This window comes from Streptomyces sp. NP-1717 (genome assembly GCF_022695985.1).
GTDB lineage: Bacteria > Actinomycetota > Actinomycetes > Streptomycetales > Streptomycetaceae > Streptomyces.
Genome location: NZ_JAAPBF010000011.1, coordinates 1 through 15,171, shown reverse-complemented (window position 1 = coordinate 15,171; position 15,171 = coordinate 1). Strand labels below are relative to the sequence as shown.

Sequence of the window (15,171 nt, the reverse complement as noted above, 5' to 3'; positions counted from 1 at the left end):
TTGACGCCATCCTAGTTATGCGTAACCCTTACACATCAAGCGTAAGGGTTACGCATAAGGCGTCAAGCCAGCACGCACGACGGAGGAACGGTGGCCATGAGCCCCCAGAGACGAGCGATCAGCGCCATCGGCCTGGAGAAGTCCTACGGGCGCGGGGACGGGCGGGTGAAGGTGCTCGACGGCGTCGACCTGACCGTCGAACGCGGCACGGTCTTCTCCCTCCTCGGCCCCAACGGAGCCGGCAAGACCACCGCCGTACGGATCCTCGCCACGCTCGCCGAGGCCGACGGCGGCACGGCGCGGGTGGCGGGTTACGACATACGGACCCAGCGGCGGCAGGTGCGCCGGGCGGTGAGCCTGACCGGCCAGTTCGCGTCGGTCGACGAGAAGCAGACCGGCGAGGAGAACCTGCGCATGATGGCGCGCCTCCACGGCCTGTCACGCGCGGACGCGCGCCGCCGGGCCGCCGACCTGCTGGAGCGCTTCGACCTCACCGCCGCAGGGCGGCGGCTCACCCACACGTACTCCGGCGGCATGCGGCGGCGGCTCGATCTGGCCGCCGGGCTGGTGGGCGAGCCGGAGGTCATCTTCCTCGACGAGCCGACGACCGGGCTCGACCTGCGCAGCCGGCAGGAGCTGTGGCAGGTGGTGCGCGAGCTGTCGGCGGCGGGCTCGACGGTCTTCCTCACCACGCAGTACCTGGAGGAGGCGGACCAGTTGGCGGACCGTATCGCCGTGCTCGACGGCGGCCGGCTGGTCGCCGAGGGCACGGCGCCGGAGCTGAAGAGCCGGGTCTCCGGACACCGTCTCGACCTGGTGCTCGCCGACGCGGCGGCGTACGAGCGCCTCGCCCCGCTCGCCGTGCGGCGCTCCCCCGACACGCTCACGCTCGGCCTCCCGACGGACGGCACGGCGGCGCGGGTACGGGCGCTGCTCGACGAGGTCGATCCGGCGCGCCGCGACATCGTGAGCTTCGCCGTGCACAGCGTGACGCTCGACGACGTGTTCATGGCCCTGACCGGCCGCGGCACGGCGCCCACACCCGCCACCGACCCCCTGACCAGCGAGGAGCCGACCCATGTCTGACGCGGCGACGATGTCCCCGGCCGGCCGGGCGCTCACCAACACCCTTGTCATGACGGGCCGTTCGATCCGGCTGAGCAGCCGCAACGTCGACGCCGTCTTCACCTCGCTCATGCTGCCGGTCATGCTGATGCTGATCTTCGTCTACCTCTTCGGCGGCGCCATCGACACCGGCTCGGGCGGGCCGTACGTCTCCTACGTCGTGCCCGGCGTGCTGCTGCTCTGCGCCGGCTTCGGCTCGTCCGGCACGGCGGTGAGCGTCAACGAGGACATGAAGGGCGGCATCATCGACCGCCTCCGCTCCCTCGACGTCGGCGGCGCCGCGTTCCTGGCGGGCCATGTCGCTTCGAGCACCGTCCGCAACGTCGTCTCGACGGTCCTGGTCCTCGGCGTGGCCCTGCTGATCGGCTTCCGCCCGAACGCGACCCTCCCGGCCGCCCTCGCCGCGGCGGGCCTGCTGCTCGCCTTCATCGTGGCGATCTCCTGGCTGGCGGCGGCGGTGGGCCTGCTCACCAAGTCCCCGGAGGCGGCGGGCGCCTTCTCCTTCTTCATGATGTTCCTGACCTACCCGAGCAGCACCTTCGCCCCGATCGCCGCCATGCCGGGCTGGCTCCACGGCTTCGCCTACAACCAGCCGGTGACCCCGGTGATCGAATCCCTCCGCGGCCTCCTCCTGAACCGCCCGGTGGGCTCGGACCCCTGGGTGGCGCTGGCCTGGTGTGCGGGGATTCTGCTGGTGGCGGTGGGGATGTCGGGGCGGCTGTTCAGGAACCGGACGGCGTGAGACGGTGCCGTCGAAGCCGACAGCACACGCGTCGCCGAATCGGGAAGTTCGCGCAGTTCGCTCATCGGCCGGGCGGATACATCTTGAGCATGCCGTGCGCATGACGCCAGAGCCCGTCGAACATGGCCTGGAATTCGGTGAAGTAGAGATGCCCCTGAGTCTCGCTGTCGGATGCCGAGTGATAGAAGAGATTGCTCTGCAGCCCAAGAACATCGAGAGCCAGAACCACTGAGTCGTCGTCCAGGATCATGTTGCGCGGCGCCAGCGTATAGAGCCCGAACAGCAGCGTTTCGTTGTTCAGGACGTAGAACTTGACCGTGGGGGTCAACTCGACGCGTTTGATCTCCAACCGGACGTCGGTGGTCGACCTGTCGCTGTCGCGAACCATCAGGATCTTGTTCTTCAGCGTGGTCAAGTGCTCGTCGGCGCTCCGCCGCCAGCGCTCGAAGGGGCGGCTGTCGCCCTGGTCCACTGCCGCTGGATAGGCGAGCGGGAAATCTCCCGAGGGGACCAGAAGGCGCAGCGTAATACTGTCGGGCCGCAGATCGCCCCGGCCCACCGCGTCGAGTTGCTTTCCGAGGTGGCGGCCCAGCGACTCGGTCGTGAGGGAGTAGGCGTCCAGTGTCACGTCCTTCGCCAGGAACGCCCGCTCGATGACTGATTCGAGGCTGTGCGCGCCGGCCTCCTCGCGACGCGCGTCCGTGTGGATCTGCCGGCTGCGGACGACGGAGGTCTCGTCCGCCTCCTCACCCGGAGCCGGAGCCCCCTGCGTCCGGGTGACCTCGGACCTCGCGCCCTGCCGCGTCTTGATGAACCCTTCACTCTCAAGCCGGTCCAGGGCGCCCTTGATCGTCTCTCGGGAGACCCCGAACTCGTCGGCGAGCAAGCGCTGGGAGGGCAATTTCTCCCCCAGCGGATAGACCTGATCCTCGATCCGCGCCCTCAACTTGTCGGCGATCTGCAGGGGTAGTGGGATGCTCGGCCGCTCAGTAGGCATCTCAGCACTCTACAACCGGACCAGCCACTTTGGATAGTTTCCAGCCAACTTGCCTATCTGGACTGCCAATCGCCGCAGATTCCTGCCTTACTTGCAGACAAGTAGTCCAGTTGCCAGGCAGGTTCACTCCGGCATCGGAGACATCATGGCTGCTTCAACGCTCTGCCAGCTCCGCGACCTCACGCCGCACCACATCCAGACTCCGAACGATCAGCGGCTCGGACACACCGGCGCCACGCAGTTCGCGGTACTTCCGCTCGTTGCGGGCGTACCCCACGAACGGCACCCCGGCCGCGTCCGCCGCAGCCGCGTCCGAGGCCCCGTCACCGATCATCAGTGCCTCCGAAGCCGGCAGCCCGAGCCCGTCCAACGCGCGCAGCAGCAGATCGGGGTGGGGCTTGAGCAGGTCCATGTCCTCGACCCGCCCGTGGACATGAGCGGCGCCGAAGCACGGGAGAAGGTTTCTGCGCGCGAGGTACGGGCGGGCGGCGTCGGCCGAGTTGTTGGTCGTCACCGCGAGACGGCGGCCGAGCCCCGCGAGCGTTCGGATCAGCGGACCCGCCCCCAAGGTCGGTTTGGCGGACTGGGCGGCCCGTACCTCCTCCTCGGTGAACAGGGTGTGCAGTACCCCCAGGAGCGGGTGGCCGGGCCTCTCGTTCGCGAACAGCCGCAGGACGCGGAAGGGGTCCCGGGTCGACAGCAGATCGTCTCCCAGCTCTTCGGCCGGAATGTCCCGCAGGATGCGCTTCACCAACCGCTCGGCGACGCCTCCTGCCGGGCGGCAGGCGAAGAGACGGCACACCGGACCGTCGAAGTCGAAAAGCACACACCGGGCCCCGGAGAGCCGATCACCAATGTCGGTCACGGCGGCACCCTATCCGGCGACTCCTCATGGGTCGCGGCCAGTCACGCGGGCGCGGGCCCGCACACACCGTCCCTGAAGGAGGGGCCATGTCGCCTCTGATCGGCTTCGTGTTGGAGCAGTTCGTCCAGTGGAAGTTCGGCACGGCGGGAGGGCTCGCGCTGCTCCTGCTTCTCGTCGGATTCAAGATCAAGAACTCCACATGCGCCGGCATCGGCGCGATCGTCCTCGCCCTGCTGGCCATGCAGCCCGGCATGGGCTGACGAGGTGGGGGAACCGCTCCGGTCCGGTGACAGACCGTCAGCCGAGCACCAGGTCGGTGGCGATGGTCGTCCAGAGCGCGTCGAACCAGGCCTGCGACTGCACCACGAACGCGTGGTCCCGACGGGCCTGGCCGTCTCCCGCGCCGAACGAGAAGAGCGGCGACACTCCCCCCAGCGCGTCGTACATCGCCACCGGCTCCGGGCCGATCCGTTCCTCGCGCTCCGTGACCTGGTAATAGGCGAACAGCGCCTCCGTGCCGTTGAGGAGGTACAGCTTCACCGGCGGGGTGAAGGGCAGCGCCTTGAACTGGATGTCCACGTCGATGCCGTGCACACCGCCGAGCCCCCGCAGATGGTCGCTGAGGACGATGCCGTGCGCGTTGCGCTGTGCCAGCCAGCGGCGGTGGACGGGATCGGGCTCCTCGGGATCGCTGATCATCCGGGGGAAGGCCAGGTCGATGTCCCTCTTGGGCAGCAGCACGCGCACCGTGATCGTGCGCGGCACGGATCCACGGGTGTGGATGAGGGTGCGCTGCTCGCCGAGGGCCGCGCTCAGCGACTCGGCCGTGAGGACAGCGCGTCTATCCGGACGTCGTCGGCGCCGAAGGCCGCGCTGATCCGGGGGCCCAGCGCGACCATCGTCTGCCGGGGCGTGCCGTCGGCCGCCTCCGTGCGGGAGGAGCGGGCGGCGACGCGGGCCGGGGATCCCCGGGTGACCTCGGTGAGCAGCCCCTCCTGCTGAAGGATCCGCAGGGCCTGCCTGACCACACTGCGCTGGACTTCGAACTCCTGGACCAGGAGAGCCTGTGTCGGCATGGGCGAGCCGGCTTCGAGTTCGCCGGACTCGATCCGCTCACGGAGGATCCTCGCCACGTCGTCCAACGTGAGGTGGCCCGTGCCGTCGTGTGGACTGCGCTCAGAAGTCACCCAACGAAGCTACAACTCCGCCCCACCGAAAGGGAGATGGCGGGACGCCCGGCCACAAGCCGGTGAATATCCGAATACACCGGCCACCCTTCTCAGAACACGTCCGGGCACCAAGGCCGGCGTGAGGTGCGGAACAGGGTGTCCGTGCGGGATGCCGCGCCCGGGGTTTCCTCCGTCACCGTGCCCAGCGCCGCCAGCCGGACCGCCGATTCGTCGCCCAGGTACAGCGCACCCAACTCCCGTACGTCCAGCGCCAGATCGGCCGACCTCGTCGTCGGGACGCAGGTCGTTCCCGTCGGGGTCGCGTCCAGGCGGTAGCGGCCCGAGGCGAAGGACGAGCGGTCGTGGATGTCCAGGACCAGGGTGCCGGACGTCGCGTACGTGCGGGATTCCAGCGCCCGTACGGTGTCGAGGATCCGCACCCACAGGAAGTCCGCCTGGGTGACGATCCTGGCCGCGCGCGGGTCCGGGAGGAAGAGGGGGAGCAGGTCGTCGGGGGCGCGGTAGCCCGTGCGGACCGTGGTGATCCAGTCGATCGAGCAGACGTAGCGCCACAGCGCGCGCTCCGCCGCCGTCGTCACGGCGATCGCGTCGAGCACCGTCGCCGTGTTCAGCGGCTGCTTGGCGTCGCCCCACACCTCGTCCGCCTTGTACGTCAGCAGGCCCTCCACCTCGCCCGACGCCGAGCGGTACACCGCGTGGAACGGCTCCGTCCAGGGTGCGCCGTACGAGGTGGCCGTGCCCGTGAGGACCTGCCACCAGCGCTCGTTGCGGCTGATCATGCCGTGCCGCTGGGAGCGCAGCCGGTCGTGCAGTTCGGGGCCCAGCTTCGTCACGTCCCCGGCGTCGGCCAGATCGACCCGGCCGCCGTCGTCCGGCTGTCCGGACGCGCGCGGGTCGAGGCCGGCGCGCGGCACGTCGATCGACCAGTCAGTGATCCAGGCGGCCGGGCCGAAGCCGTACCGCCCGTAGATCGGGTACTCCGCCGCGATCAGCGTGGAGACGACGTCGCCGCGCTCCTTCGCCTCCGCCAGATCGTCGTTGATCATGCGGCTGAGCAGCCCGCGGCGGCGGTGCGTGGCCGAGACCGTGACGTTGGAGATCGCGCCGGCCGGCAGCGGGGCGCCGCCGACGGCGGTCAGTTCCTGCGGGAAGCTGCGGTACGTCGCGACACAGCGGCCCTCGTCGAACGCGCCCCGCATCCGGAGCGGGTCCATGTACGCCCTGCGGTCCGCGACGTTCTCCTCGCTCACCGTGGGCGGCCGGAGAAAGCCGGTGTTCAGGGCGCTGAGCCAGGCGGGGAAGTCGGATTCGCTGATCACACGGACGTCGATGGCCATGCTCGTACGCTAAACACAGGCGGGGCAAAATGTCCTGCGGATTTCCGCCGCTTGCCCACCGGAGGTTGCGGGCGATCAGAACGCCGCGCGCACCCGGCCGACCTCCGCGTCGCCTCCCAGCAGCGGCACCCGCCCGATCCGCTTCAGCACCGGTCCCTCGACCCCCAGCAGCCCCAACGCCCGTGCCAGCACCGGCCCCAGCGCGCGCAGGCCGCCGTCGTCGACCTTGAACGCCAGCGCGCGGCCGTCCTCCAGCGCCACCGCCTGCACCGCCTCCGCGCCCATCTTCGACAGCGCGCCCGGCACCTCGCGCATCAGCCAGGTGTCGGCCCTGCGCGTACCGGCGACGTACGACGGATGCGCCCGCATCGCGTCCGCCACCCGGCGCTCGGCCGAGCCGGGCTCGGCGAGGACGAAGTGGCGGAAGGCGCGGGCGAGTCCGGTGAGGCCGATGGCCATCAGCGGGGCGCCGCAGCCGTCCGTACCGACCGCCGCGACCCGCTCCCCCGACGTCTCCTCGACCACCGTGGCCACGAGCCGCTGCAACGGGTGGGACGGCTCCAGATACGTGTCCAGCGGCCAGTCGTTGCGCACACAGGCCGCCAGCATCGCCGCGTGCTTGCCGGAGCAGTTCATGGTGACGCGGTCCCGGATGCGTCCGGCCGCCAGATACGCCTCGGCCTCGACCCGGTCCAGCGGCAGGTCCGCCGGGTTCAGCAGATCGTCCGCCGTCAGCCCGGACTCGGCGAGCATCTTCTGTACAAGGGCGAGGTGGAAGTCCTCGCCGGAGTGACTCGCCGCCGCCAACGCCAGCCGCTCACCGGACAGTTCGACGCCCGCGCGCAGCACGGCGGCGGCCTGGAGGGGCTTGTTGCTGGAGCGCGGGAAGACCGGCACGTCCGGGTCGCCGAGCGCGAACTCCACACTGCCGTCGGCCGCGAGCAGCACCAGCGAGCCGCGGTGCCTGCCCTCCACGAAGCCGGACCGCACGATCTCCGCGAGGACGGGGGACCCGGTGGTGCCCTCCGTCGCGGTCCCGGCCCCGGCCCCGGTCACGGCACCGGTGGTGGCCCCGGTCGTGGGCGTCGTCGTCCTGCGAGTCGTCATCAACGGGCCTTCCGGGCGGGGACCGCTCCGGAAGGCAGCCACGGCGTTACGTGAGCAGGTCGTCTACTTGTGCTTCGCCTTCACGGTACCTGCGGGCGATCTCCGCGCTGCAATCGTCCGCCGTCCGCTGGAGATCGTGCCGGCGCTTCGAAACCTGCTGCTCGTGGCGGACCAGCCGGCCCATCGCGGCCCTCAACTCCCCATCCGTACGGGCCTCCAGGTCGGACAGCTCCACTTCGGCGAGCGCCTCGGCGGCCAGCAGCCGGAACTCCTCGTTCCGCGGTGTGGAAAGAGTCACATGCCGGGCGGATGACCGGTGGGGGGAGGGGGCGTCGGCCAGGATCTCGGAGAGCCGGTGCACCACCGGCGTCTCGGGCGCCGAACGGCGCGCCAGCTCGGCCCGCAGGATGTCGATCCGGCCCTGGAGCAGCCGGCGCAGATAGCTGAGGTCGGCCTCGTCGCGCGTCGCGTCCCGGCGCAGGGCGCGCAACTCGGGCAGCCGCAGGGCGTTCTCACCACCTGTGCCCCCCGGTGCGGGGCGGTGGACCGTCGCCGCACCGGCACTCGCACCGGCGCCCTCGCCGGACGCCGTACTGCCGATCGGTACAGGGCCGGGCGACTGCCCGGCACCAGATGTGCTCATGCCTGCTTACTTCCCCTCGCTCCGCCTGCCTGCATCGTGCCACTCCTGCACGTGCACCTGCAGGCGATCTGCACCCGTTCGGCCCTGGACGGGCGCCGGACGGGACACGAACAGGGCCCGGATAGGTTGGCCCGTATGCGAGCAGTGGTGCAGAGGGTGGACGGCGCGAGCGTCGCCGTGGTGACCGATTCGGGCAGCGAGACGGTCGGCGAGATCGTGGGCGAGGGACTGTGTGTGCTGGTGGGAGTCGCCCACGAGGACACCAGGGAGAAGGCGGCCCAACTGGCCCGCAAACTCTGGACGCTACGGATCCTGGAGGGCGAGAAGTCCTGTTCCGAGGCGAACGCCCCGCTCCTGGTGATTTCGCAGTTCACTCTCTACGGGGACGCCCGCAAGGGCCGCCGCCCCACCTGGAACGCCGCGGCGCCGGGCGCGGTGGCCGAACCGCTGGTGGACGAGGTCGTGGCGCGGCTGCGTGAACTGGGGGCGACCGTCGAGACGGGCCGGTTCGGAGCTGACATGCGCGTCTCGCTCACGAACCACGGCCCGTTCACGGTGCAGTTGGAGATGTGACAGGTCGGCGGTCCCGGGCCGGAGGGCTCAGGCCTCCACGACCACTTCCTGCGACGCCGCCGTGTTCCCCGCCATCAGCGGCGCGTCCACCGGCACGTTGCGCTTGACCAGTGCCAGCGCGATCGGCCCCAGCTCGTGGTGGCGGGCCGACGTCGTGACGAAGCCGAGCTGGCGGCCCTCCTCGCCGTCGGCGGCGAGCCGTACGGGCGTGCCGTGCCCGGGCAGCACCACCTCGCTGCCGTCCAGGTGCAGGAAGACCAGCCGGCGCGGCGGCTTCCCCAGGTTGTGGACGCGCGCCACGGTCTCCTGGCCCCGGTAGCAGCCCTTCTCCAGATGGACGGCGCTGCCGATCAGGCCCAGCTCGTGCGGGATGGTCCGGTGGTCGGTCTCGAAGCCCAGGCGCGGCCGGTGGCCCTCGATACGCAGGGCCTCGTACGCGAGGATCCCGGCCGGCGGGCCGTTCTCCCGGGCGTACGACTCCAGGTCGGCGCGCGGCAGGAAGACGTCCCGGCCGTACGGCGTCTCCCGTACGACGGCCCCCTCCGGCACCTCGGCGATGGACCCGGCGGGGACGTGGACCACGGCGAAGTCCTCCGTACGGTCCGCGACATCCACGCGGTAGAAGAACTTCATCGACTCCAGGTAGGCGATCAGCGCCTCCCGCGTGCCCGGCTCGACATGCGCCCACACGGTCTCGCCGTCGTCCACGAGATACAGCGCGTGCTCGATGTGGCCGTTCGCGGAGAGGATCAGGGCCTCGGTCGCCCGGCCGGCGGGCAGCTCGCTGACGTGCTGGGTGATCAGCAGATGGAGCCAGCTCAGCCGGTCCTCGCCGGTGACGGTGACGACGCCGTGGTGCGAGAGGTCGACCAGGCCCTTGCCGTCGGCGAGGGCGCGTTGTTCGCGGAACAGATCGCCGTAGTGCGCGGCGACACCTTCGTCCTGCCCTTCGGCGGCCACGGCACCGGGCAGGGAGAGGAGCGGGCTGGTCGTTGAGTGTCGCTGCATGACGACAAGCGTACGACCGCTCTAGGATCCGTCGCTCGCCGCGGCACGGGCGGTGCAGTCGCGGCACGTCCCGAAGATCGCGAAGTGCTTCATGTCCGTCGAGAAGCCGAACGTCTCACGCAGCTTGTCGGTGAAGTCGGCGGCGACGGAGACATCCGCCTCGATGACGTTCGTACAGTCCCGGCAGACCAGATGGATGTGGTGGTGCCGGTCCGCGAGGTGGTACGTCGGCGCGCCGTGCCCCAGGTGCGCGTGCGAGACGAGGCCCAGCTCCTCCAGCAGCTCCAGCGTCCGGTACACGGTGGAGATGTTCACACCGGACGCGGTCCTGCGCACTTCGCACAGGATGTCGTCCGGCGTCGCGTGTTCCAGGGTGTCGACGGCTTCGAGGACAAGCTGGCGCTGCGGGGTCAGGCGGTAGCCGCGCTGCCTCAGGTCACTCTTCCAGTCGGTGCTCACCACGCACCCAGTGTAGGCAGCGCCGCCCCGATCGCCCCAGGGAGAACGGAGGGCACGCCTACTTGAAGAACGCGATGCCGTCGTCCGGCAGATCCCCCAGGTCCTTCGCCCAGGCCGCGACCTGCTCCGGCGTGACGACCTTCTTCAGGTGCGCCGACATGTACGCGCGCAGCGGGACCTCGGGGGTGGACTTCTCGCCGACCCACATCAGATCGCTCTTCACATAGCCGTAGAGCCGCTTGCCGCCGTTGTACGGGCCGGCGGACGCCGTACGCGCGACCGCGTCCGTGACGAGGTCGATCTGCGGCTTCTGGTCGGCCAGCTCCCCGTACCAGATCTCCACGATGCCCTGGTCACGCACCATGACGACCTCGACCTTGCGGTCCTGGTCGATGCGCCAGTAGCCGGACTCGGACTCGATGGGGCGGATCTTCTCGCCGTCGGAGCCCAGGGCCCAGGTGTGCGAGGTGTACTCGATGAAGTCCCGGCCGTCGTGGCTGAAGGAGACTTCCTGGCCGAAGTTGGCCTTCTCCTCACCGGGGAAGTCGAAGACACCCACGCCCTCCCAGTCACCGAGAAGGAAGGCGAGCGGGACAAGGCCCGGGTTCAGGTCGGACGGGATCTCGATCATGGCAGCTCAGGCGATCTGTAGGGATGGGAGTGGTCGGGTGGGAGGACCGGGGACCGGCCCCGGTCAGTTCTGGCCCTGGTAGAGCTTCTTCACGACCAGCACGGTGAACGCCAGGATCGCCACCGCGATCAGGGCGAGCAGGGCGGAGAAGAAGTTCTCAAGCACGGGGTGCTCCTCGGAGAGCGTCGGGGCGGTGAGTGGCCGGTCCCCAGCGTAATGGGTGGGGACCGGCCCGTTCTCTGCGAGGTGCGACCGGCCGGGCGCCGCGCGTCAACGGGGTTGTACGGGCGCGCATTACAGTTCGGGACATGGCGAAGAAGCTCGTGATCAAGGTAACCGCAGGCGCCGACGCCCCCGAGCGCTGCTCCCAGGCGTTCACCGTGGCGGCGGTCGCCGTGGCCAGTGGTGTGGAGGTCTCCCTGTGGCTGACCGGGGAGTCGGCGTGGTTCGCCCTGCCGGGCCGGGCCGCCGGGTTCGAGCTGCCGCACGCCGCGCCGCTGCCGGATCTGATCGAGTCGATCCAGTCGGCGGGCCGGATCACCCTCTGTACGCAGTGCGCGGCGCGGCGCGAGATCTCGGAGGAGGACGTGCTGGAGGGCGTACGGATCGCGGGTGCGCAGGTCTTCGTCAGCGAGGCGATGGCGGACGACGCGCAGGCGCTCGTGTACTGACGGCCCGCGCCGGCTGCCCGGGCCCGCGCGGCGTCATTTCGGCGGCGGCTTCTTCTTGCCGTCCAGTTCGTCCCACCACTCGTCCGACTTCGGGTCGCCCGACGGGTCGTCCCACCAGCGGTCGTCCGGTCCGCGCGCGTTCGCGATCATCGCCGCGACCGGCGGGACGACCATGGCCACCACGCACATGCCGATCGCCACCGGCACCGACCACAGGCGCACGAACGCCCAGGCGCTGACGAACAGGGCGATGCATCCGCCCATCAGCACGAAGTAACGGCGACGGCGTCGCGTGTACATACATCGAGCTTAACGACGGCACGGAGGACCGCACCCCGTCTCAGGAAGCGTCCAACCCCCTGGGGTGCGGCCCTCCGGCCGATCATGTCCCGCGTTCGGCCCGGCAGCGGCCGTACGGCCGCGAACCGGACTCAGACCGCGATGGCCACCTCGGCCAGCCCACCGGTCTGCGCGACGACCGTACGGTCCGCCGTGCCGCCCGGTACGAGCGCGCGCACGGTCCACGTGCCCTCGGCCGCGTAGAAGCGGAACTGTCCGGTCGCCGAGGTCGGAACCTCCGCGGTGAATTCTCCGGTCGAGTCCAGCAGGCGTACGTAACCGGTGACGGGCTCGCCGTCACGGGTCACGGAACCCTGGATGGTGGTCTCACCGGGCTTGATCGACGAGGCGTCCGGGCCGCCGGCCTTCGCTCCGCACATATGGGATCTGTCCTCCGGGTCAGGCAGGTGGTCTCGCGGGACGGTGTCGCGCGGGCTGGACTACTTGGCGGGGCCGAGTTCGATCGGCACGCCGACGAGGGAGCCGTACTCGGTCCACGAGCCGTCGTAGTTCTTGACGTTCTCCTGGCCGAGCAGCTCGTGCAGCACGAACCAGGTGAGCGCGGAGCGCTCACCGATGCGGCAGTAGGCGATGGTGTCCTTCGCCAGGTCGACCTGCTCCTCCTCGTAGAGGGCCTTGAGCTCGTCGTCCGACTTGAAGGTGCCGTCGTCGTTGGCGTTCTTCGACCACGGGATGTTGCGGGCGCTCGGCACGTGGCCGGGGCGCTGCGACTGCTCCTGCGGGAGGTGCGCCGGGGCGAGCAGCTTGCCGCTGAACTCGTCGGGCGAGCGGACGTCGACCAGGTTCAGGCTGCCGATCGCGGCGACGACGTCGTCACGGAAGGCGCGGATGGACGTGTCCTGGGCCTTGGCCTTGTACTGCGTGGCCGCGCGCTCGGGCACCGCGTCGACCAGGTCGCGCGAGTCCAGCTCCCACTTCTTGCGTCCGCCGTCGAGGAGCTTGACGCCCTCGTGGCCGTAGAGCTTGAAGTACCAGTAGGCGTAGGACGCGAACCAGTTGTTGTTGCCGCCGTAGAGGATCACGAGGTCGTCGTTGCCGATGCCCTTCGCGGACAGGAGCTTCTCGAAGCCCTCCTGGTCGACGAAGTCGCGGCGCACCGGGTCCTGGAGGTCCTGCTTCCAGTCGATGCGCACGGCGTTACGGATGTGGTTCTTCTCGTACGCCGAGGTGTCCTCGTCGACCTCGACGATGACGACCTTCGGGTCGTCGATGTGGGCCTCGACCCAGTCGGCGTCTACCAGGACGTCGCTGCGGCTCATGTGTTCTCCTCCGGGGCAGTGTGCGGCGGGTGGTGCGGGCGGCGGCGCCTTCCGGGCACGGGGGCGCGGCGGGCTGCGTACGGCACGGGGTGGCCCTGACGTGGTCGAAGGGCCGGAGAGAGGTGGCGGGGCGGACGCGTCCCGCTCAGACGGTGCGACAGAGCATGGCGGCGACGCGGCACAGGTCGACTGCCCGCCGCTTCGTGAGGTTCGCCTGTCCCCGCTGCTGGAGACCGCTGATGAAGCACTGCATGCGTCCGATCGTAGGGACGGATACGGTGCGATGTCACCGGTGTGTCGAATCGTGAGACGGGATCGTCCGAGATGTGGGACCAGTGGGCGTTCCCGGCGGCCCGGACCTGGCCCCCGGGCCTCTCGTACCGCTGTTCCATCTACGGGATGGACATCCGCGTCTCACGATACGGCGGGGAGGGTGGAATACGCCCTTCTGCCCGGTTGCCCGCCGGGGAAGCCCGCGGCGCCTGAAGCCCGGCCGCCTGCCCGCCCGGCCGCTCGCCGGTGGTGGGGCCCGCGCGCGTCAGCCGGTGAGGTCCACGTCCTGGCCCGTGCCGGAGAAGCGCAGACCGTCCTGGGTCGCCGTGACCTTGTCGAGCTTGATCGTCGACGGCAGTCCGTCGATCGTCAGGTCGTAGTCGACGACGTCCTTCAGCTTGTCCTCGACACCCGGCACCGGCAGGCTCGGCAGGTCCTCCGCGCGCAGCCGGACCTTGTCCCCGCCGTCCAGCGAGACGGTGCTGTACGCCGTGAAGTCGTCCCGCAGCAGACCCTTGAAGGCGTCGGGCACGTCGATGCCCGCGCCCTCGACCAGATCACCCAGCGGACCCGAGACCTTGACCTGCCCCTTCGCCGCCCGCTCCGGCCCGGCGTAGCCGACCGTCGCTCCCTTGGGCGCGGACTTGGTGAGGTCCTCGTACGAGATCAGCGCCGAGCCCTCGGCGCTGCCCGCGACCGCCGACGAGAAGGTGCTGTTCACCTTCACGTCCCGCAGTTCGGCCTTCACCTCGGTCACCTCGACCTCGCGGCCCTCGGTGGTGGCGGTTATCCCGCCGACGCTGACCTCGATCTCGTCCAGCTTCGAGTTCGCCACCTGGGTGAGGAAGGGGAAGCCCTTGATCGAGACCTCGGGCTCACGGCCGAGGCCCTGGCTGCTCCTGATCTTGCTCGCCGCCTCGGTCTCGGCGAAGTACACCGCGGCCCGGTCGACGGCGATGAACAGCCCGCCGAGGATCACGACGAAGATCAGCAGAATTCGCAGTGCGCGCATTGCTCGGTGTCCCCCACCCTGGTCGTACCGGCCCAGCCCCCGTGACGCCGTGAGCCTAATGGGTCGACGCCCGGAGCGGCGGTTCGGTTCCTGGGGCGGCCCGCCTCAGCCGCCGGACGGGCTCACAGGGCCCGCCCCAGCAGGTAGATCGCGGGGACCGCGACCGTCAGCGGCAGCGCCACCCCGGCCGTCATGTGCACGAAGCGCGACGGGTAGTCGTAGCTGGCCACCCGCAGCCCGATCAGCGCGCACACCCCGGCGCCGAGGCCGAGCAGCGCGCCCTGGCCGCCGATGTCCGTCAGCCCGCCCGCCGCGACCCCGGCGCCCGCGCCGGCCGCGAGCGCGACCACGACCGAGACGACGCCGGGCAGCGGGAGCGCGCGGGCGACGGTCGCGGCGGCCACGGCGAGCGCGCCCACCGTCACCGCGTCCGGCACGGCCGCGAGGTTCCCGGTGGCGATGATGGCGAGCGCTGCCGAGGCGACGGTGGCCATCAGGCCCTGCATCCGTTCGTCGGCGCCCGCGTAGCTGCGCAGTTGCAGGACGACCGTGAGCAGCACCCACGCGCCGAGCGTGCCGAGGATGGCCGCGAGCGCGTGGTCGTCACCGACGGACAGGACGGCGACGTCGGCGACGAGCGCGCCCGCGAAGGCGAGCGCGATGCCCTGGCGGGCGGGCCACATGCCGTTGAGCCGGAACCAGCCGGCGGCGGTGACCGCCTGGAGGACGACGAGCGGGACGACCAGCGCGTACGGGCCGACGGCCGCGCCGCCCGCGAGCAGCAGGGCCAGCACGGCGGTCAGCCCGGCGGGCTGGATACCGGGCGGGATGATCGGCGACCGGCCCTCGGCGCGGGCGCGCTGGGCATCGGTGATGCGGGCGTTGCCCATGGTGGTGGGCGGGCTGTAGCCGCCGTCGG

21 protein-coding genes are annotated in these 15,171 nt (G+C 70.5%); 5 read left to right on the top strand and 16 right to left on the bottom strand.

What is annotated here, in order from left to right:
• Positions 1-96 precede the first annotated feature (96 nt).
• Complete coding sequence (locus GXP76_RS04090; RefSeq protein ID WP_242570020.1) at positions 97-1,086, top strand: ATP-binding cassette domain-containing protein; 990 nt, start codon at positions 97-99, stop codon at positions 1,084-1,086.
• A gap of 10 nt (positions 1,087-1,096) precedes the next feature.
• A complete protein-coding gene (locus GXP76_RS04085) occupies positions 1,097-1,867 on the top strand; it encodes an ABC transporter permease (RefSeq protein WP_374359795.1) in 771 nt (256 codons plus the stop codon).
• A gap of 61 nt (positions 1,868-1,928) precedes the next feature.
• Here GXP76_RS04085 and GXP76_RS04080 read toward each other — a convergent pair whose 3' ends face one another.
• Together GXP76_RS04080 and GXP76_RS04075 are read right to left on the bottom strand one after the other, a co-directional pair.
• Positions 1,929-2,864 (bottom strand): GntR family transcriptional regulator, encoded by a 936-nt coding sequence (locus tag GXP76_RS04080; RefSeq protein WP_242570018.1) that lies wholly within the window; start codon positions 2,862-2,864, stop codon positions 1,929-1,931.
• Positions 2,865-3,018: 154 nt separating this feature from the next.
• Complete coding sequence (locus GXP76_RS04075; protein WP_242570017.1) at positions 3,019-3,729, bottom strand: HAD family hydrolase; 711 nt, start codon at positions 3,727-3,729, stop codon at positions 3,019-3,021.
• 86 nt (positions 3,730-3,815) lie between these two features.
• Between GXP76_RS04075 and GXP76_RS04070 the strand changes: the two genes are divergently transcribed.
• Positions 3,816-3,989, top strand: a complete 174-nt coding sequence (locus GXP76_RS04070) for a hypothetical protein (RefSeq protein ID WP_242570016.1) — start codon at positions 3,816-3,818, stop codon at positions 3,987-3,989.
• 37 nt (positions 3,990-4,026) lie between these two features.
• Here GXP76_RS04070 and GXP76_RS35805 read toward each other — a convergent pair whose 3' ends face one another.
• The 5 genes from GXP76_RS35805 to GXP76_RS04050 all read right to left on the bottom strand — a co-directional run bounded on the left by GXP76_RS35805 (position 4,027) and on the right by GXP76_RS04050 (position 8,006).
• Positions 4,027-4,494 carry a hypothetical protein gene (locus GXP76_RS35805; protein ID WP_308354091.1) on the bottom strand — a complete coding sequence of 156 codons (468 nt, stop codon included), beginning with the start codon at positions 4,492-4,494 and terminating at the stop codon, positions 4,027-4,029.
• 47 nt (positions 4,495-4,541) lie between these two features.
• Positions 4,542-4,862 carry a GntR family transcriptional regulator gene (locus GXP76_RS35800; RefSeq protein WP_308354090.1) on the bottom strand — a complete coding sequence of 107 codons (321 nt, stop codon included), beginning with the start codon at positions 4,860-4,862 and terminating at the stop codon, positions 4,542-4,544.
• Positions 4,863-5,008: 146 nt separating this feature from the next.
• Positions 5,009-6,256 carry a GNAT family N-acetyltransferase gene (locus GXP76_RS04060; RefSeq protein WP_242570015.1) on the bottom strand — a complete coding sequence of 416 codons (1,248 nt, stop codon included), beginning with the start codon at positions 6,254-6,256 and terminating at the stop codon, positions 5,009-5,011.
• A gap of 75 nt (positions 6,257-6,331) precedes the next feature.
• Positions 6,332-7,363 (bottom strand): asparaginase, encoded by a 1,032-nt coding sequence (locus tag GXP76_RS04055; RefSeq protein WP_242570014.1) that lies wholly within the window; start codon positions 7,361-7,363, stop codon positions 6,332-6,334.
• Positions 7,364-7,409: 46 nt separating this feature from the next.
• On the bottom strand, positions 7,410-8,006 hold the full coding sequence (locus GXP76_RS04050) for an ABC transporter substrate-binding protein (RefSeq protein WP_242570013.1): 597 nt from the start codon (positions 8,004-8,006) through the stop codon (positions 7,410-7,412).
• A gap of 135 nt (positions 8,007-8,141) precedes the next feature.
• Here GXP76_RS04050 and dtd point away from each other — a divergent pair, with 135 nt between their 5' ends.
• Entirely contained in the window at positions 8,142-8,579 is a 438-nt protein-coding gene (dtd, locus tag GXP76_RS04045; RefSeq protein WP_242570012.1) for a D-aminoacyl-tRNA deacylase, read from the top strand.
• Between the two features lie 27 nt (positions 8,580-8,606).
• On the opposite strand, the gene GXP76_RS04040 is transcribed toward dtd, so the two are convergent.
• From GXP76_RS04040 to GXP76_RS04030, 3 genes are read right to left on the bottom strand one after another with little or no spacing between them, the layout of a single operon-like run.
• Positions 8,607-9,587 (bottom strand): folate-binding protein YgfZ, encoded by a 981-nt coding sequence (locus GXP76_RS04040; protein WP_242570011.1) that lies wholly within the window; start codon positions 9,585-9,587, stop codon positions 8,607-8,609.
• A 21-nt stretch (positions 9,588-9,608) separates the two neighbouring features.
• Positions 9,609-10,049: a Fur family transcriptional regulator gene (locus tag GXP76_RS04035; RefSeq protein ID WP_242570010.1), complete on the bottom strand. Its 441-nt coding sequence runs from the start codon at positions 10,047-10,049 to the stop codon at positions 9,609-9,611.
• A gap of 55 nt (positions 10,050-10,104) precedes the next feature.
• Positions 10,105-10,677, bottom strand: coding sequence for an FABP family protein (locus tag GXP76_RS04030; RefSeq protein ID WP_242570009.1), 573 nt, complete (start codon positions 10,675-10,677; stop codon positions 10,105-10,107).
• Between the two features lie 308 nt (positions 10,678-10,985).
• Between GXP76_RS04030 and GXP76_RS04025 the strand changes: the two genes are divergently transcribed.
• On the top strand, positions 10,986-11,348 hold the full coding sequence (locus GXP76_RS04025; protein WP_242570008.1) for a DsrE family protein: 363 nt from the start codon (positions 10,986-10,988) through the stop codon (positions 11,346-11,348).
• A 33-nt stretch (positions 11,349-11,381) separates the two neighbouring features.
• Here the strand turns inward: GXP76_RS04025 and GXP76_RS04020 are convergent, their stop codons facing one another.
• From GXP76_RS04020 to GXP76_RS04000, 6 genes are all read right to left on the bottom strand, one after another.
• Positions 11,382-11,648: a DUF3099 domain-containing protein gene (locus GXP76_RS04020; protein ID WP_242570007.1), complete on the bottom strand. Its 267-nt coding sequence runs from the start codon at positions 11,646-11,648 to the stop codon at positions 11,382-11,384.
• 131 nt (positions 11,649-11,779) lie between these two features.
• On the bottom strand, positions 11,780-12,067 hold the full coding sequence (locus GXP76_RS04015) for a DUF1416 domain-containing protein (RefSeq protein ID WP_143621054.1): 288 nt from the start codon (positions 12,065-12,067) through the stop codon (positions 11,780-11,782).
• A 60-nt stretch (positions 12,068-12,127) separates the two neighbouring features.
• A complete protein-coding gene (locus tag GXP76_RS04010) occupies positions 12,128-12,967 on the bottom strand; it encodes a sulfurtransferase (RefSeq protein WP_023540668.1) in 840 nt (279 codons plus the stop codon).
• Positions 12,968-13,112: 145 nt separating this feature from the next.
• Positions 13,113-13,220: a putative leader peptide gene (locus GXP76_RS35975; RefSeq protein WP_355186991.1), complete on the bottom strand. Its 108-nt coding sequence runs from the start codon at positions 13,218-13,220 to the stop codon at positions 13,113-13,115.
• Between the two features lie 285 nt (positions 13,221-13,505).
• Positions 13,506-14,252 (bottom strand): DUF2993 domain-containing protein, encoded by a 747-nt coding sequence (locus GXP76_RS04005; protein ID WP_242570006.1) that lies wholly within the window; start codon positions 14,250-14,252, stop codon positions 13,506-13,508.
• 122 nt (positions 14,253-14,374) lie between these two features.
• Positions 14,375-15,171 (bottom strand): hypothetical protein (locus GXP76_RS04000; protein WP_242570005.1); only part of this gene is annotated, 797 nt, incomplete at its 5' end.

Excerpts from the sequence above, each read along its gene's own strand:
- GXP76_RS35975 (WP_355186991.1), bottom strand. The coding sequence starts at position 13,220 with ATGCAGTGCTTCATCAGCGGTCTCCAGCAGCGGGGACAGGCGAACCTC.
- GXP76_RS04085 (WP_374359795.1), top strand. The coding sequence starts at position 1,097 with ATGTCCCCGGCCGGCCGGGCGCTCACCAACACCCTTGTCATGACGGGC.
- GXP76_RS04030 (WP_242570009.1), bottom strand. The coding sequence starts at position 10,677 with ATGATCGAGATCCCGTCCGACCTGAACCCGGGCCTTGTCCCGCTCGCC.
- GXP76_RS04025 (WP_242570008.1), top strand. The coding sequence starts at position 10,986 with ATGGCGAAGAAGCTCGTGATCAAGGTAACCGCAGGCGCCGACGCCCCC.
- GXP76_RS04015 (WP_143621054.1), bottom strand. The coding sequence starts at position 12,067 with ATGTGCGGAGCGAAGGCCGGCGGCCCGGACGCCTCGTCGATCAAGCCC.
- GXP76_RS04060 (WP_242570015.1), bottom strand. The coding sequence starts at position 6,256 with ATGGCCATCGACGTCCGTGTGATCAGCGAATCCGACTTCCCCGCCTGG.
- GXP76_RS04020 (WP_242570007.1), bottom strand. The coding sequence starts at position 11,648 with ATGTACACGCGACGCCGTCGCCGTTACTTCGTGCTGATGGGCGGATGC.
- GXP76_RS04070 (WP_242570016.1), top strand. The coding sequence starts at position 3,816 with ATGTCGCCTCTGATCGGCTTCGTGTTGGAGCAGTTCGTCCAGTGGAAG.
- GXP76_RS04090 (WP_242570020.1), top strand. The coding sequence starts at position 97 with ATGAGCCCCCAGAGACGAGCGATCAGCGCCATCGGCCTGGAGAAGTCC.
- dtd (WP_242570012.1), top strand. The coding sequence starts at position 8,142 with ATGCGAGCAGTGGTGCAGAGGGTGGACGGCGCGAGCGTCGCCGTGGTG.
- GXP76_RS04040 (WP_242570011.1), bottom strand. The coding sequence starts at position 9,587 with ATGCAGCGACACTCAACGACCAGCCCGCTCCTCTCCCTGCCCGGTGCC.
- GXP76_RS04050 (WP_242570013.1), bottom strand. The coding sequence starts at position 8,006 with ATGAGCACATCTGGTGCCGGGCAGTCGCCCGGCCCTGTACCGATCGGC.
- GXP76_RS04080 (WP_242570018.1), bottom strand. The coding sequence starts at position 2,864 with ATGCCTACTGAGCGGCCGAGCATCCCACTACCCCTGCAGATCGCCGAC.
- GXP76_RS04055 (WP_242570014.1), bottom strand. The coding sequence starts at position 7,363 with ATGACGACTCGCAGGACGACGACGCCCACGACCGGGGCCACCACCGGT.
- GXP76_RS04005 (WP_242570006.1), bottom strand. The coding sequence starts at position 14,252 with ATGCGCGCACTGCGAATTCTGCTGATCTTCGTCGTGATCCTCGGCGGG.
- GXP76_RS04010 (WP_023540668.1), bottom strand. The coding sequence starts at position 12,967 with ATGAGCCGCAGCGACGTCCTGGTAGACGCCGACTGGGTCGAGGCCCAC.